At 53.0% G+C, this 12,745-nt stretch carries 11 protein-coding genes and 1 pseudogene; 8 read left to right on the top strand and 4 right to left on the bottom strand.

The features are described from left to right. Positions 1-1,824 carry a glycosyltransferase family 2 protein gene (locus tag A3849_RS04670; protein WP_074110369.1) on the bottom strand — a complete coding sequence of 608 codons (1,824 nt, stop codon included), beginning with the start codon at positions 1,822-1,824 and terminating at the stop codon, positions 1-3. A 226-nt stretch (positions 1,825-2,050) separates the two neighbouring features. Here A3849_RS04670 and A3849_RS04665 point away from each other — a divergent pair, with 226 nt between their 5' ends. The 6 genes from A3849_RS04665 (at position 2,051) to A3849_RS04640 (ending at position 7,972) form a co-directional block, all read left to right on the top strand. Then, positions 2,051-3,667: an ABC transporter substrate-binding protein gene (locus tag A3849_RS04665; protein ID WP_074110368.1), complete on the top strand. Its 1,617-nt coding sequence runs from the start codon at positions 2,051-2,053 to the stop codon at positions 3,665-3,667. A gap of 84 nt (positions 3,668-3,751) precedes the next feature. After that, a complete protein-coding gene (locus A3849_RS04660) occupies positions 3,752-4,702 on the top strand; it encodes an ABC transporter permease (RefSeq protein ID WP_074088856.1) in 951 nt (316 codons plus the stop codon). Positions 4,703-4,706: 4 nt separating this feature from the next. Then, on the top strand, positions 4,707-5,552 hold the full coding sequence (locus A3849_RS04655; protein ID WP_074110367.1) for an ABC transporter permease: 846 nt from the start codon (positions 4,707-4,709) through the stop codon (positions 5,550-5,552). A gap of 16 nt (positions 5,553-5,568) precedes the next feature. After that, positions 5,569-6,585 carry an ABC transporter ATP-binding protein gene (locus A3849_RS04650; protein WP_074110366.1) on the top strand — a complete coding sequence of 339 codons (1,017 nt, stop codon included), beginning with the start codon at positions 5,569-5,571 and terminating at the stop codon, positions 6,583-6,585. After that, on the top strand, positions 6,557-7,486 hold the full coding sequence (locus A3849_RS04645) for an ABC transporter ATP-binding protein (protein WP_074110365.1): 930 nt from the start codon (positions 6,557-6,559) through the stop codon (positions 7,484-7,486). The genes A3849_RS04650 and A3849_RS04645 overlap by 29 nt, the downstream gene beginning before the upstream one ends. Before the next feature lie 39 nt (positions 7,487-7,525). Then, positions 7,526-7,972, top strand: a complete 447-nt coding sequence (locus A3849_RS04640) for a hypothetical protein (protein WP_074110364.1) — start codon at positions 7,526-7,528, stop codon at positions 7,970-7,972. Between the two features lie 156 nt (positions 7,973-8,128). On the opposite strand, the gene A3849_RS04635 is transcribed toward A3849_RS04640, so the two are convergent. Further along, positions 8,129-8,968 carry an SDR family oxidoreductase gene (locus A3849_RS04635; protein WP_074110363.1) on the bottom strand — a complete coding sequence of 280 codons (840 nt, stop codon included), beginning with the start codon at positions 8,966-8,968 and terminating at the stop codon, positions 8,129-8,131. A gap of 319 nt (positions 8,969-9,287) precedes the next feature. Between A3849_RS04635 and A3849_RS04630 the strand changes: the two genes are divergently transcribed. Together A3849_RS04630 and A3849_RS33925 are read left to right on the top strand one after the other, a co-directional pair. Further along, a complete protein-coding gene (locus A3849_RS04630; RefSeq protein WP_074110362.1) occupies positions 9,288-10,313 on the top strand; it encodes an AI-2E family transporter in 1,026 nt (341 codons plus the stop codon). Between the two features lie 289 nt (positions 10,314-10,602). Further along, positions 10,603-10,891: pseudogene (locus A3849_RS33925) on the top strand (LD-carboxypeptidase); the annotation flags it as partial. On the opposite strand, the gene A3849_RS04620 reads toward A3849_RS33925, so the two are convergent. Further along, positions 10,881-12,113, bottom strand: a complete 1,233-nt coding sequence (locus A3849_RS04620; protein WP_074110361.1) for a hypothetical protein — start codon at positions 12,111-12,113, stop codon at positions 10,881-10,883. The pseudogene A3849_RS33925 and the gene A3849_RS04620 sit on opposite strands and share 11 nt — an antisense overlap. Before the next feature lie 109 nt (positions 12,114-12,222). After that, positions 12,223-12,612 carry an SHOCT domain-containing protein gene (locus A3849_RS04615; protein WP_074110360.1) on the bottom strand — a complete coding sequence of 130 codons (390 nt, stop codon included), beginning with the start codon at positions 12,610-12,612 and terminating at the stop codon, positions 12,223-12,225. Positions 12,613-12,745 lie beyond the last annotated feature (133 nt).

Here is a 12,745-nt window from a genome sequence, read left to right as displayed (position 1 = left end):
TCACTCCGTCCAAGGAACCAGATTAGGATGCTGGTCCAGAATGGACATATACTGCTCTTTCCAGCCGTATAGGCCGTCTGGATCAAGCAGCATATAGCGCAGATATTTATCCAGCCGCAATTCAGCCTTGGACCAGCCCAGGTGTTTCAGCCGCAGATTGCTTAGCAGATGGGGAAGCTCAAAAACATTCTCCGGCAGCCGTCCACAGTGCTGGGGAAGATCATTCCATGCATAGCTGAAATCCTTGCGGTAGCGGAGCAGAAAGGGCCGGTAGCTCAGATGGGAGCGCCAATACTTGTCTTCACGGTAATGACGGTCATCCCAGAAATCGTACAGGCGGAAGCAGAACAGATCGCAGCTGTCCTCACGCAGCAGGCTGTCGATGTCTCCGGCAAACCGCTCTTCAAAAATCTCATCCGCATCCAGACTAAGTATCCATTCGGGATCGGTCTTCACAACCTCTTCCCATTGCTGCTTGCGCAGCTCGGATTCATTGCTAAACTTGGAGATGCTGTTGCGCACAAGGTGAAGCGGAATCCCCTGAAGAACCTCCCGGCAGATATCAGCCGTACCATCGGTGCTGCCGTCGTCGATGATAACCGCTTCGTCGATGTACTGGCGGTGCGTCTGCAGAACCTGCCGCAGGAACCGCTGGCCTTCATTCTTGACCACCATGGTCAGGGTCAGCTTGGGTCTGCGGAGTGCAGCCCGTCTTTCAAAAGATACAGCAAATTCAGCTGCCGCATGCGCAGCCTTGATGCTGTCTGCTCCCGCTTCCGGCAGCGGCTCCTTGCGCAGCCGCTGTAAGGCCTCCGCTTCCGTCCAAGGCTTGGCGCCGTCCTGGGCGGCGGATGGTGCAGCCGCTTTAGCCCCGGCACCATCTGCTGCGGTCCGCTCGTGTCCTTCGTTCTCCCCGTCCTCCGTCACTTCCGCTGTTCCAGCTTCAACCTGCTCTACCGCTTCTTCAGCACATTCATTCTCTGCGTCCTCCTGGGTAATAACCTCTGGTTCCACCCTGCAGAGCCGGATGAAATCTGCCACCTTGTCAAGGTCGCTGTCCCTGTACAGGTGCAGCGCCGGATAATGGGTATCCACATAGAGTGGAATGCCCAGGGCGGAGGCGCGGATGCAGAAGTGGCGGTCTTCGCCCCAGTAGGAGATATTGCGGACCCTGTCATAGCTTGCGCCTGCAGTAATCGCCTTACGGCTAATCAGGGTACATGCGCCCAGTCCGCCAACCTCATAGATGCCCGGCTGCTGCAGCTTGGCCAGAAACTGGTGGAATCTGCGGTTGATTTCCTCCTGGCTGAGCTGCTCGCCCGGCTCTGCTTCCCATTGGTTGTATTCATCATGCATCCAGACCTGCGGCTGCAGCAGGGTGCCCGGCTGCCACTGCGTCCAGAAGACCTCGGAAATAATGTCCCTGTCTGTTCCAATCAGGTGCAGCAGCGTGTCCGGGTGCAGAATCAGGTCGGAATCGATCAGGAACAGATAATCATAGTCGAAGGCTTCAGCCCGCCGGATCATCAGGTTCTTGAAGCCTGCTACCTTCCAGACGAGGCTGGAGTTCCAGAAATGGGTTGTATCATTGCGGATATAGGCATCATGAAGGCCAGAGGATTGCAGGAACACTTCATTTCTGCGGGCGGCAAACTCCTCAAGCAGACGGCTGGATGCCTCATCCTCGTTGTCGTCGATCAGATAGAAATCCAGTTCGATATTTACGCGCCGCAAGCGCAGCAGAGAATTCAGGAATTCCTGCAGAATATGCGGCTTCTGGTGAATCGGGCTGCCAAGCAGCACCCGCTTCTTGCTCTCGTTCATCATGGTCCACTCCAGTACAGATAGATGTATGGATTATATGTATTCAATATATTTACAGAGGTACTGGACTAACCCTCATTTTTTGCGGGATAAGGAGTTCAAACCATGTTTTTCCTTCGTGTTACATTTATGTTAATTCCCATCCATTGTAATTCCGAGTATTCCGATATATAATTCAGAAAAACAAAGAGTGAGCTTGCTCATAGACAATGGAGGAGAGAAAGATATGCGCAGAGGGTTATCTGGGGTTATAGCTATCATATTGTTAACATTTTTGATTAGTGCGTGCTCCGGGGGGAACAACGCCGCATCACCGGCAGCAAGCGGGACGCCTGCAGAATCACAGCAGCCTGCTGCGGGCGAAGGGCCGAAGGATGGTGGAAGCCTGATTATCGGTGTAGCAGCCGACCCGGTAGTGCTTAATCCGAACTATGCGGGCGACCGTGTCAGCCTGACGATTGACCAGGCGCTGTACGCGCCGCTGTTTCAGGTCAACAATGGGAAGAAAACCTTTTATCTGGCAGATAGCCTGACACCATCTGCCGATAATCTTACCTATACACTGAAGCTGAAGAGTGGACTTACCTGGCATGACGGGGAGAAGCTTACAGCCGATGACGTAGTATTCACTATCGAGAAGATTCTGGACGAGAAGCAGAACAGCTTCCTGCGGGCCAACTTCCTGATTAATGACCAACCAATTACCGCCACGAAGGTGGACGATCTGACTGTGGAATTCAAGCTGCCTCAGGTCAGTCCGGCTTTCGAGGCTACCCTGGTGCAGGTCACTCCGATTCCGAAACACATTTTTGAGAATGAAACCGATATTGAGAAAAGCACCAAAAACGCTGCTCCAGTGGGCTCCGGCCCATTCAAGTTCAAAGAATACAAAGCAGGCGAATATCTGACACTGGAGCGTTTTGACAACTATTTCGGCGGCAAGCCGCACCTGGATTCAGTGACCTACCGGATTGCCAAGGATGCGAATGCTGCGAACCTGGCCTTGCAGAACGGTGAAATTAATGTGCAATACCTGGATCCTAAGGATGTAAGCACGATTCAAGCGACCAACAACTTTGAAATCCTGCCGTACGCCGAAGGACGTTTGTCGTATCTGATGTTCAATGCGAACAGCGATACCGGTGTCCTGGCCAAAAAAGAAGTCCGTCAAGCCTTGTCACTGGCACTCAGCCGTGATGAAATCATCCAGACCGCCTACACTTCCAGTGAATATGCGGATCCGGCTAAATCCTTCCTGACTCCGGATGCGTTGTACTTCACGAATGATGTGCCTACCTTTGATAACGATGCAGCGAAGGCCAAGGAAATGCTCCAAGCGGCAGGAGTCAGCAATCTGAAGCTGAGATTCATCGTGCAGAGCGGCAACAAGGCGCAGGAAGCCATCTCGCTGTATGTACAGCAGAAGCTGAAGGCTGTCGGCGTGGATGTTGAACTGAAGAGTATGGATTCTTCGGCCTGGGTTCAGAAGTTCATTGACCTGAAGGCTACTGATTTCGAACTGGCCCTGACCGGCTATATTATGGGTTATGATCCGGATGCTTACCGCATTCTGTTCACTTCTGGAGCGTCATCGAACTATTCGCATTATGCGAATCCGGAAGTCGACAAGCTGCTGAATGAAGGTGCAGGCGAAGCTGACCCAACCAAACGTGCGGATATTTACAAAAAAGCGCAGGAGATCGTCGCCGGAGATGCGCCGATTTATCCTATCGCATATACCAAAACCGTTGTTGCGATATCCAAGAACTACGGCGGTCTTGAAGAAGCGGTACTGAAGCCTGTCGTGATTTTCGAAGACCTGTCCAAGATCTATCAGAAATAAGCGCGGGAAAAATAAATGCGGGGAAAAAGTAAGCTGGGCCGCCCAGCTTATTTTTTTGCCGGCGGGGAACGGGAGAAGCTGCGTATGAGACAACTCATCGTCCGAAGATTGCTGCAAACACTGCCGATGCTGTTTTTTGTATCGGTAGTGTGCTTTACCATGATCAAGCTGGCTCCGGGAGATCCGGTGCTGTCTTTTGTTACACCGAATATGCATGCGGATGATATTGAGCGTATCCGTCATAACCTGGGACTGGACAAACCGGCCTATATTCAGTATTTCATCTGGATCAAAGAAATGGCACAGGGGAACTTCGGGTATTCCCTGGTTAATCACCAGCCCGTCCTTGGGCAAATTCTGGAGCGCCTGCCGGCAACCGCCGGTCTGATGGGCAGCGCGATCGCGCTGGCTGTGCTGCTCTCGATTCCGCTCGGCCTGATTGCCGGAGCGAACCGCAACCGCTGGGCCGACAAGCTGATTAACTTCATTTCCTATGTTGGAATCTCCATTCCATTATTCTGGCTGGCGATTCTGTTGATGTACCTGTTCGCGATCAAGCTTCACCTGCTCCCAAGCATGGGCATGCGCACTATTGGGGTAGAATCCGCGGCAGATGTGCTTAAGCACGGCATTTTGCCTTGCTCCGTGCTGGCCTTTGGTTTTCTTGCCGGTTATGTGCGTTATATCCGCTCCAGCACTATTGGGCAGCTGAAGGAGGAATATGTACAGATTCAGTATGCTTTTGGCTCCAAAAAGTCGACGATATTGTTCCGTCATGTCCTGAAGCATGTGCTGCTGCCGGTGATTACGCTGCTCGGTATGTCGATGGGGGATCTGGTGGCGGGTGCTATCGTGACGGAGACGGTTTTTTCCTGGCCGGGCATCGGCTCACTGGGCATGACAGCAGTCAAGGGAATGGATTATCCGCTAATCATGGGGATTACCCTGTTCTCCTCCCTGATGCTGATCTTTGGCAATCTGGTGGCAGATATACTCTACAGCTTCGTGGACCCGCGAATCCAACTAAAGGGGTGACCTCATGAACCGCAGTAAATGGAAAAATGTAAAAGACGAGCTGTTTGCGAACGGTCTGGGTGTCGCCGCCTTGCTGACGCTGATCGTGTTCACGCTTGGGGCAGTGTTTGCCTTTCTGTCCGGCTATGACCCCAATGCCATGGATGCCATGGCCCGGCTCACGCCGCCGGGTACCGGCCACTGGTTCGGTACGGACGACTATGGCCGGGATTATCTGGCGAGAGCGCTATACGGCGGGCGCATCTCTCTCCTGGTCGGCTTCGCTTCAATGATTGTGGCGACAGGCATCGGGGCTACCATAGGTGTAATCAGCGGCTACTTTGGCGGCTGGCTGGATAATCTGCTGATGCGGATGCTGGATGTAATCATGTCGATTCCGTCCTTTCTGATTCTGCTGCTGCTCAGTGTGTATTTGAAGCCAAGCGTCGGTAACCTTATCATTATAATTGCTCTCTTGATGTGGATGAACGTGGCCCGGGTTGTCCGGGCGGAGACGATGACGATCAAGGAACGTGAATATGTGCTCTATGCCAAAGCTTCAGGACAAAGCGCCTCCGGCATCATTTGGCGGCATATTCTTCCCGGCCTGGTCCCGGTCATTATCGTAGGTGCGACGAACAATATCGCTTCAGCGATTATGATGGAATCCTCGCTGAGCTTTCTCGGGTTTGGCGTGCAGCCGCCGAATGCGACGTGGGGCAGCATGCTGAACAGCGCGCAGGGTTATATTGCCCAGGCGCCTTATCTCGCGCTGTTCCCGGGTCTTTTGATCCTGCTGACTGTACTGAGCTTTAATGTGCTGGGTGATATTTTACGTGTCGGCTTTGAACCGAAGCTGATGCGGAGATAGGGAGAGTGAAGACATCATGACAAAGCGGCTGCTGTCTGTTGAGGATTTACAGGTTTCGTTCGCTACCCGGGATGGGGAGAATCAGGCCGTCCGGGGGGTCAGCTTTCATATCGATGCCGGTGAAACGGTGGGGATTGTCGGGGAATCCGGCAGCGGCAAAAGTGTCACGGCCAAAGCGATCATGTCGCTGATTACGCCTCCGGGACGTATAACAGCCGGGAATATCGAGTTTCGGGGCGAGCGTCTGACCGGGCTTTCAGAGAAGGAGTGGCGGAGTCTGCGGGGCAACCGGATCGCAATGGTCTTTCAAGACCCGATGACCTCCCTGAATCCGGTGAAAAAAATTGGCCAGCAACTGACGGAGGTCATCCGCAGACACCGTGGACTGAATAAAGAAGCGGCGGTTGCCGAAGCAGCCAGGATGCTGCTCCAGGTAGGTATCCAGAATCCGGAACAGCGTCTGAAGCAGTATCCGCATGAATTCAGCGGCGGAATGCGTCAGCGCGTAATGATCGCCATGGCGTTGTCCTGCCAGCCGGAGCTGCTGATCGCCGACGAGCCGACAACAGCGCTGGATGCGACGATACAGGCGCAGATCCTGGACCTGTTCAAGGAGCTCAAAGAGAACTCTGATACGGCCATTGCATTGATTACCCATGACCTGGGTGTGGTTGCACAGGTCTGCACCCGCGTGATTGTGATGTACGGAGGGGTGATTATGGAGGAAGGGACGGTGGAGGATATCTTTTACCGTCCCCGGCATCCGTACACGGAGGGCCTGCTGCGCTCGATTCCGAAGCGCGGCGGCGGTTCACGTGAGCGGCTGATTCCGATTGAAGGCACACCCCCGGATCTGCTCGACCCGCCGCCGGGATGCCCGTTCATGGAGCGCTGCCCCCATGCTTTTGCCCGCTGCAGCGAACGTCCGCCTGTAGTAGAACTCACTCCGGGCCACCGCTCTATGTGCTGGCTGGCAGAGGGTGCGCAGGATCAGACTGCAGTTCATGCTGAAGGGAGGAATTCCGGTGAGTGAGAGCAAAGTATTGGTGGATGTGAATAATCTTCAAAAGCACTTCTCTAAAGGCAAGGATATGCGCGGACGCGATACAGCTGTGCTGAAGGCTGTCGATGGCGTAAGCTTTCAGATCCGCCAGGGAGAAACCTTCGGGCTGGTGGGCGAATCGGGCAGCGGCAAGTCCACGGTGGGGCGCTGCCTGCTCCGGTTGTACGATTATACCGGCGGTGAGGTGTTCTTTGATGGCCGGCCGCTTGGCAAGCTTGGGGAGAAGGGACTTAAGCCTTTCCGCCGCCGCATTCAGTCGATCTTTCAGGACCCGTATTCTTCCCTGAATCCGAGCTTGAATGTGCTTGAGCTGATCAGTGAACCGATGAAGATCCATGGCATCTATAAGGGGGAAGAACGCAAGGAGGCGGTCGCTGCACTGCTGGAACGGGTAGGGCTTAAGCGGGAGCATCTGTACCGTTTTCCCCATGAGTTCAGCGGCGGGCAGCGGCAGCGCATCTCCATTGCACGGGCGTTGTCGGTCAGGCCAGAATTTGTCGTCTGTGACGAGCCCATTTCGGCGCTGGACGTTTCGGTTCAGGCCCAGGTCGTCAATATGCTGGAGGATCTGCAGTCCGAGTTCGGACTCACCTATCTGTTCATTGCCCATGACCTGTCGATGGTCCGGCATATATCGGACCGCATCGGCGTCATGTACGGCGGCCGGCTGGTTGAGGTAGCGGACAGCGACGAATTGTATGACAACCCGCTCCATCCCTACACTAAGGCATTGCTATCCTCCATTCTGGAGACGGACCCGCGTAAGGGCAGCCAGAGAATCAGGCTGGAAGGCTATTCTGGTGAAGGGGAAGCAGCTGCACAGGCAATGCTGCGTGAAGTAAGCCCGGGCCACTATGTGGCTCTTGACTGAATACAACACCAATTTACAATGATAATGGGAGGTAATGAGATGACAGAGACCGTACAAAAAGTAAAGCTTTCGCAATGGGATGCCCTGCTGGTAGAATCTCTGCGATCCCTCGGCTGGTCCGATGACGAACTGCTGCGCAGAGTAGAGGCAGGCGAACTGCCGGTGGATGAAAGTGAATATGAATTTGATTATGCCCAGCTGGCCGTTCTGGCGGGTGAGCAGCCGGAAACATTCCGTCAGGCGGTAACACAAGGCTACCAGATCAAATACAATACCATTCGCGGCATCCGCAGCTGGATTTCTGTTGCTCTTGGCAAGCAGGCCGAGCTGGAGCTGGAGGAAGGTAAGGAAGCGGCGGAAATAGCTTTGACCGAGGCCGAAAAAAACAGACTGGCATCTGTGCTCTCCTTCGGCTGGCAGATTACAGGCGGGTCATCAGATACTGGTGGAACCGGAGTATACCGGATTGAGCCGATTCAGAGATAAGTGTGATGTGAAACGCGAGGACAGGCAATAGACAGTTGTTCGCCTATGGCGTTCCAAACGCAGGCACAACTGAAAACCGGACCGGGCAAGCAGCTGCCCCGGTCCGGTTATTTTTTCATCTATTTGTGCTTTTTCAGCAGAAGGGGTAAGCGTGACCTACATATTCAACTGGATCTTACGGGTGCTGAGCACACCTTCCAGGCCGGTAGGGTCTGTGCTTACTTTGCGGGAGACGAATTTCTCAGCCTGCTCTGAAGTGCGGATACGGAGCGGCTTGGTCTCCATTTGCACCAGGTCCCACATCACTTCGGCGACGGAGTCAGCGGTCTGAGGCTCCGTATTACGTTCAAGGAACGTGGCTCTGTAGGCATCCAGAATCGGCTTATATTCGTCTTCCAGAATGCCACCGGTATTGGCTACATGCCCAAGCACGGTGTTGTTGAACTCCGTGGCAATTGCCCCGGGCTCAAGCAAAGAGATATCAATGTTGAACTGTGGTTTGTAATAGGTAGCCATACTTTCCAGTAAGCCTTCCAGTGCGAACTTGCTGGCACAGTAGATCTCGTTCATAGGCTGGCCCACTAGTCCGCCTACGCTGGAGGTTGCCACAATATGTCCATATCCGGTCTTCCGAAGCAGAGGAAGCGCCGCACGGATCGTATGCATCACTCCATAGACATTGGTGTCGAATACGCGGTGGATATCTTCAATCGGTGCTTGTCCAAGCGCCCTAAGGTAGCCGAAGCCAGCGTTGCAGAACAATACATCCAGGTGGCCTTGCTCCTGCTCAATCTGATCGATTACCCGCTGAATGCTGTCAGGTTCTGTGACTTCCAGTTCTACGAATTTCAGATGGGCCACTTCGCTGTATCGCTCCTGATCCCGTTCCAGGTTGCGGGTTCCCGCATAGACAGTCCAGCCCTCCTTAGCGAATTTCAGAGCCGAAGATAGCCCGATTCCGGATGATGCGCCGGTGATGCAGATGATTTTCCCCATAAAGGTTAAGCCTCCATTTGTTTGCAAATTATAAGGATTTGTATATAGTACGGTATAAATCATACTTCGATTTCTCGCTGAAACGGATTCCTGAAAGCGATACGCAGTATCGCTGCTTAAGAAGCATAAGTTTCTAAAAGAAGCGAAGCCGTTTCTACTGGCATATTATAACATATAACAGTCCAGCTCCCGAAATCCGACATAAAGTTAGTGTTTTCGCATATTTGAAGAGGCTTGCAGTTGCTATATGTGATTTCGGTAATGTAGACTATATTATAAAGGTCCTAATTGCAAGCGAATGGAGAGGAACAGAGGAACAATGGATGTATTTAAGCGTTATTATGCGAATTTAACGGTCCGGCGCTTTTTGATTCTGGCGCTGATCGCACTGTTGCTGTACAGTATCCGGGATATGCTCAATCTGGTGCTGCTGACATTTTTGATTGCTTATGTAATGAATAGCTTTCAGGTGCTGCTGTCCAAGCAGATCGGCAAATTCGTCAAGGTGAACAGCAAGGTGATTATTATCATTTTATACCTCGCTCTAATCACGATGATCGTGCTGGCGCTCGTCAAGTATCTGCCCAAGGTATATACGCAGATTACGCAATTGACCGATTTTCTAACCACCCTAACCTCTGAAGATCTCCCGCAGAACGAAATTACACAGTACCTGTTCAATCAGTTGAAGGATTTGAATTATGAATCCTATATGACCCACGGAATTGGATATATACTCAAAATCAGTAACTGGGGGACTACCTTCGTATTATCAACCATTCTGAGCTTTGTCTTCATCCTTGAGAAGAACCGTATTGTCAACTTTACCTCCCGTATGAGAGACAGCAAGATTTCCTGGTTCTATGTGGAACTGGAGTACTTTGGTAAGAAATTCATCTCTTCTTTCGGCAAGGTCATTGAAGCACAAATTCTCATTGCTCTTTTTAATACCCTGTTCACTGTGATAGGCTTATGGATCATGGGCTTCTTTTTTGAACCGTTCCCGTACCTTTTCGCGCTCGCGATCATGATCTTCCTGCTTAGCTTGATTCCGGTGGTTGGGTTTTTAATTTCACTCATTCCGTTGTGTATCATCGGCTACAATATCGGCGGTCTCGTAATGACGCTGTACGTGCTGGGACTGATTGCTGTGCTGCATTTCATGGAAGGCTACTTCCTGAATCCGAAGCTGATGTCCTCCAAAATGAATCTGCCCATGTTCTACACCTTCATTGTGCTGTTGTTTTCCGAGCACTATATCGGCGTATGGGGTCTGATCCTTGGGATTCCTATTTTCGTCTTTTTCCTGGATATTCTGGACATTACCCGGGAGCCTAAAGCCTAAGCTTTGCCTGGCGAAGTTCAATAGCAAGTGGAAACGGCTTCGCCGTCCTTATAAAAGCTTATGCTTCCGAAGCAGCGATACTACATATCGCTTTCAGGAATCCGTTTCAGCGAGAAGTAGAAGGATGACTTATAGCGTGAAACATATAAATCCTTATATTTAAAACCAAAGTGACATTCCTGCTGACCGTAGTGTGAATGTCGCTTTTTTTATTGGGGGAGATTTCAATGATCCGATATCCATCTTTTCATGCGGGAGCCACAATAGGCACAACCGCACCCTCATCTGTGTACAGATGCAGGGCCGCATGCTTGGCGGTTGCATCGGTGTAATCAGGCATTTGATCGGTAGCCGTTTGGCGATGCAGTATTTCCGGAAGCAAACTACCAGGTTGAGGACTACACAGTGGATGATGTATACCAAGAAGCTGTCAGGAGGAGCTGCAGGTTCCTGTCCTCTACGATATCGATTGCGGGCATGTTCCGCCGCAGTTCACCCTCATCAACGGCGCGTATGCCGAAGTAGAAATGAGGGCCGGCGAGGGCGTTGGCTCGTTAAGACAGACTTTTAAACCGTAACGGGGCAAAAAAGAGGGCATCGCCATGCGTCATCGGCGCAGCAGGCCACCGGGCACGAAACAACGGCATAAATGCCGTTATTGGCGGCGCCGTAGGCCGCACGGCGCGAAACAACGGCATAAATGCCGTTACTGGCATCGCAGCAGGCCACTGGGCGCGAAGCAACGGCATATATGCCGTTATTGGCGGCGCAGCAGGCCACCGCGCGCGCAACAACGGCATAAATGCCGTTACTGGCATCGCAGCAGGCCACTGGGCGCGAAGCAACGGCATAAATGCCGTTATTGGCGGCGCAGCAGGCCACTGGGCGCGAAGCAACGGCATAAATGCCGTTATTGGCGGCGCAGCAGGCCGCACGGCGCGAAACAACAGCATAAATGCCGTTACTGGCCCCGCCGCAGGCCACCGGACGCGAAGCAACGGCATAAATGCCGTTACTGGCCCCGCCGCAGGCCGCGTGGCGCGCAACAACGGCATAAATGCCGTTACTGGCCCCACCGTAGGCCACGTGGCGCGCAACAACGGCATAAATGCCGTTACTGGCCCCGCCGCAGGCCTCGTGGCGCGCAACAACGGCATAAATGCCGTTACTGGCCCCACCGTAGGCCACCGGACGCGAAGCAACGGCATAAATGCCGTTACTGGCGGCGCAGCAGGCCACTGGGCGCGAAGCAACGGCATAACTGCCGTTATTGGCGGCGCAGCAGGCCACACGGCGCGAAACAACAGCATAAATGCCGTTACTGGCCCCGCCGCAGGCCACCGGACGCGCAACAACGGCATAAATGCCGTTACTGGCCCCGCCGCAGGCCACGTGGCGCGAAACAACGGCATAAATGCCGTTACTGGCCCCGCCGTAGGCCGCACGGCGCGAAACAACAGCATAAATGCCGTTACTGGCCCCGCCGCAGGCCACCGGACGCGAAGCAACGGCATAACTGCCGTTACTGGCCCCGCCGCAGGCCGCGTGGCGCGCAACAACGGCATAAATGCCGTTACTGGCCCCGCCGCAGGCCACGTGGCGCGAAACAACGGCATAAATGCCGTTACTGGCGGCGCAGCAGGCCACCGTGCGCGCAACAACGGCATAAATGCCGTTACTGGCGGCGCCGTAGGCCGCACGGCGCGAAACAACGGCATAAATGCCGTTACTGGCATCGCAGCAGGCCGCACGGCGCGAAACAACGGCATAAATGCCGTTATTGGCGGCGCAGCAGGCCACCAGGTGATATCGCCGCCGTTACCCAAATAAAAACAGGTTATCTCCTAGCAGTTTTCTGCGGGGGAGACAACCTGTTTTTTCAGACTATATCGAGCGTATGTACCCTCTGTCAGCCGAATGAAGTCATTACACTTTGGGTTACAATCTCTTGTAATTCAGCTTTTTGCGCGGTATATTGCTGCCGGGTGATGCTACCGCTGGCGAGGCGTTGATCAAGCTGCTGTGTAAGCTGGTTCACCTGCAAATTAATGATGCTTCCAATATTTCCGCCATTCTCCACAGCGATATCCTTCAGCGACTTACCGTCGTACAGCGCGTCATACAGCTCTTGGTCCGAGGATTGATTCAACGCTTCCAGCAAATCATCTTTCTCGGCTACATTGGTGGCAGACCATTTGGCGACTGGACTCGCATTTGCGATGGGTTTGCCCCAGGTGGTTCCACCGAAGGAGATCGCTACAATCATGCTCCCGACAATCATCACTCGTTTAATATTCATACTATTCATCCTCTTTTCAAGTTATATTATATCGGCACAGGGTTATTAGTTTCATGGGATAGGATACTTATGCTTAAATTCATTGTAACCGGCAAAGCTGAGGTTAAGCTTAACTCTTCTTTAAGATAACCTA

It is taken from the genome of Paenibacillus sp. P46E (assembly GCF_001909095.1).
GTDB lineage: Bacteria > Bacillota > Bacilli > Paenibacillales > Paenibacillaceae > Paenibacillus_AQ > Paenibacillus_AQ helianthi.
This window is presented reverse-complemented; position numbering and strand designations above follow the sequence as displayed.

Bases quoted from the DNA above. Each gene is read 5' to 3' on its own strand.
- A3849_RS04670 (WP_074110369.1), bottom strand. From the start codon at position 1,824: ATGAACGAGAGCAAGAAGCGGGTGCTGCTTGGCAGCCCGATTCACCAG.
- A3849_RS04615 (WP_074110360.1), bottom strand. From the start codon at position 12,612: ATGAATATTAAACGAGTGATGATTGTCGGGAGCATGATTGTAGCGATC.
- A3849_RS04660 (WP_074088856.1), top strand. From the start codon at position 3,752: ATGAGACAACTCATCGTCCGAAGATTGCTGCAAACACTGCCGATGCTG.
- A3849_RS04655 (WP_074110367.1), top strand. From the start codon at position 4,707: ATGAACCGCAGTAAATGGAAAAATGTAAAAGACGAGCTGTTTGCGAAC.
- A3849_RS04665 (WP_074110368.1), top strand. From the start codon at position 2,051: ATGCGCAGAGGGTTATCTGGGGTTATAGCTATCATATTGTTAACATTT.
- A3849_RS04640 (WP_074110364.1), top strand. From the start codon at position 7,526: ATGACAGAGACCGTACAAAAAGTAAAGCTTTCGCAATGGGATGCCCTG.
- A3849_RS04635 (WP_074110363.1), bottom strand. From the start codon at position 8,968: ATGGGGAAAATCATCTGCATCACCGGCGCATCATCCGGAATCGGGCTA.
- A3849_RS04650 (WP_074110366.1), top strand. From the start codon at position 5,569: ATGACAAAGCGGCTGCTGTCTGTTGAGGATTTACAGGTTTCGTTCGCT.
- A3849_RS04645 (WP_074110365.1), top strand. From the start codon at position 6,557: ATGCTGAAGGGAGGAATTCCGGTGAGTGAGAGCAAAGTATTGGTGGAT.
- A3849_RS04630 (WP_074110362.1), top strand. From the start codon at position 9,288: ATGGATGTATTTAAGCGTTATTATGCGAATTTAACGGTCCGGCGCTTT.